This is a genomic window from Bordetella trematum (genome assembly GCF_900078335.1).
GTDB classification, from domain to species: domain Bacteria; phylum Pseudomonadota; class Gammaproteobacteria; order Burkholderiales; family Burkholderiaceae_B; genus Bordetella; species Bordetella trematum.
The window spans coordinates 1-3,013 of record NZ_FKBR01000030.1; the positions used below are offsets into that span (position 1 = coordinate 1).

The 3,013-nt window shown below is 52.9% G+C and carries 2 rRNA genes; both read right to left on the reverse strand.

Features of this window, described 5'->3' with window-relative positions:
• Positions 1-67: 67 nt before the first annotated feature.
• A 5S ribosomal RNA gene (rrf, locus tag A7V84_RS12300) occupies positions 68-180 on the reverse strand.
• A 125-nt stretch (positions 181-305) separates the two neighbouring features.
• Positions 306-3,013, reverse strand: a 23S ribosomal RNA gene (locus A7V84_RS12305); the annotation flags it as partial.

Consider the following 3,013-nt stretch of genomic DNA (forward strand, 5'->3'; position numbering starts at 1 on the left):
GGGTTTTCCGTGGCCCCAAAAGACAAAACCCCACAAGCGTGAGCTTGTGGGGTTTTGCGAGATAAAAGCCTGACGATGACCTACTTTCACAGACGAATGTCAACTATCATCGGCGCGAAGGCGTTTCACTGTCCTGTTCGGGATGGGAAGGAGTGGGACCACCTTGCTATGGTCGTCAGGCGTAACCGTTTAGCGGTTGACGCGAGTCAGCACGCTGAATTTGGAAGAAACACAAGGGTTGTATGATTTTGTTCAGAGGGCACTGGCGTGAAGCCAGTCGACTGATGTAAAGACTAAAGAGTTATAGGATCAAGCCTCACGGGCAATTAGTATCGGTTAGCTTAATGCATTACTGCACTTCCACACCCGACCTATCAACGTCCTGGTCTTGAACGACCCTTTAGGGGGATCTAGTCCCCGGGATACCTAATCTTCAGACGAGTTTCCCGCTTAGATGCCTTCAGCGGTTATCTCTTCCGTACTTAGCTACCCGGCAATGCCATTGGCATGACAACCGGTACACCAGAGGTACGTCCACTCCGGTCCTCTCGTACTAGGAGCAGGCTCCGTCAAGTATCCAACGCCCACGGCAGATAGGGACCAAACTGTCTCACGACGTTTTAAACCCAGCTCACGTACCTCTTTAAATGGCGAACAGCCATACCCTTGGGACCGGCTACAGCCCCAGGATGAGATGAGCCGACATCGAGGTGCCAAACACCGCCGTCGATATGAACTCTTGGGCGGTATCAGCCTGTTATCCCCAGAGTACCTTTTATCCGTTGAGCGATGGCCCTTCCATTCAGAACCACCGGATCACTATGTCCTGCTTTCGCACCTGTTCGACTTGTCAGTCTCACAGTCAAGCACGCTTATGCCATTGCACTATCAGCACGATTTCCGACCGTACCTAGCGTACCTTCGAACTCCTCCGTTACACTTTGGGAGGAGACCGCCCCAGTCAAACTGCCTACCATGCACTGTCCCCGATCCGGATAACGGACCAAGGTTAGAACCGCAAACAAACCAGGGTGGTATTTCAAGGATGGCTCCCTCGAATCTGGCGACTCGAGTTCAGCGCCTCCCACCTATCCTACACAGGCCGGTTCACAGTCCAATGCAAAGCTACAGTAAAGGTTCATGGGGTCTTTCCGTCTAGCCGCGGGTAGATTGCATCATCACAAACATTTCAACTTCGCTGAGTCTCAGGAGGAGACAGCGTGGCCATCGTTACGCCATTCGTGCAGGTCGGAACTTACCCGACAAGGAATTTCGCTACCTTAGGACCGTTATAGTTACGGCCGCCGTTTACCGGGGCTTCGATCAAGAGCTTGCACCCCATCACTTAACCTTCCGGCACCGGGCAGGCGTCACACCCTATACGTCGACTTTCGTCTTTGCAGAGTGCTGTGTTTTTAATAAACAGTCGCAGCCACCGATTCTCTGCGACCCCATCATGCTTTGCGCGCAGGCGCATCACACTACCGGGGCATACCTTATCCCGAAGTTACGGTATCAATTTGCCGAGTTCCTTCTCCTGAGTTCTCTCAAGCGCCTTGGAATACTCATCCCGTCCACCTGTGTCGGTTTGCGGTACGGTCTCGTACAGCTGAAGCTTAGAGGCTTTTCTTGGAACCACTTCCAATCACTTCGCGAGACATGCTCGCTCGTGCCACACCCTTGATTCACGCGCCCGGATTTGCCTAAGCGCCATCTTCGATGCAGCAACAGGGACTTCCAACACCCTGATGACCTTCCGCGATCCGTCCCCCCATCGCACTGTACGACGGTGCTGGAATATTAACCAGCTTCCCATCAGCTACGCATCTCTGCCTCGCCTTAGGGGCCGACTCACCCTGCGCCGATGAACGTTGCGCAGGAAACCTTGGACTTACGGCGAGGGGGCTTTTCACCCCCTTTATCGCTACTCATGTCAGCATTCGCACTTCTGATACCTCCAGCAGCCTTCACAAGCCACCTTCGCAGGCTTACAGAACGCTCTCCTACCGCGTGCACTAAAAGTGCACACCCGCAGCTTCGGTTTATCGCTTAGCCCCGTTACATCTTCCGCGCAGGACGACTCGATCAGTGAGCTATTACGCTTTCTTTAAAGGATGGCTGCTTCTAAGCCAACCTCCTGACTGTCTATGCCTTCCCACTTCGTTTCCCACTTAGCGATAATTTGGGACCTTAGCTGGCGGTCTGGGTTGTTTCCCTCTTGAGTCCGGACGTTAGCACCCGGTGCTCTGTCTCCCAAGCTGTACTTGCGGGTATTCGGAGTTTGCCATGGTTTGGTAAGTCGCCATGACCCCCTAGCCATAACAGTGCTCTACCCCCCGCAGTAATACTTGAGGCACTACCTAAATAGTTTTCGGAGAGAACCAGCTATTTCCAGATTTGTTTAGCCTTTCACCCCTATCCACAGCTCATCCCCTAGTTTTTCAACACTAGTGGGTTCGGTCCTCCAGCACGTGTTACCGTGCCTTCAACCTGGCCATGGATAGATCATCTGGTTTCGGGTCTACACCCAGCGACTGAACGCCCTATTCGGACTCGCTTTCGCTACGCCTTCCCTATCCGGTTAAGCTTGCCACTGAATGTAAGTCGCTGACCCATTATACAAAAGGTACGCCGTCACCCCATAAAGAGGCTCCGACTGTTTGTATGCATACGGTTTCAGGATCTATTTCACTCCCCTTCCGGGGTTCTTTTCGCCTTTCCCTCACGGTACTGGTTCACTATCGGTCGATCACGAGTATTTAGCCTTGGAGGATGGTCCCCCCATCTTCAGACAGGATTTCACGTGTCCCGCCCTACTTCTCTTACGCCTAGTTCCACCACCCGCATTTCGTCTACAGGGCTATCACCTGCTACGGCCAGACTTTCCAGACTGTTCGACTATACGGATGGCTAAATCGTAAAGGCTGTTCCGATTTCGCTCGCCGCTACTTTCGGAATCTCGGTTGATTTCTTTTCCTCGAGCTACTGAGATGTTTCAGTTCACCCGGTTCGC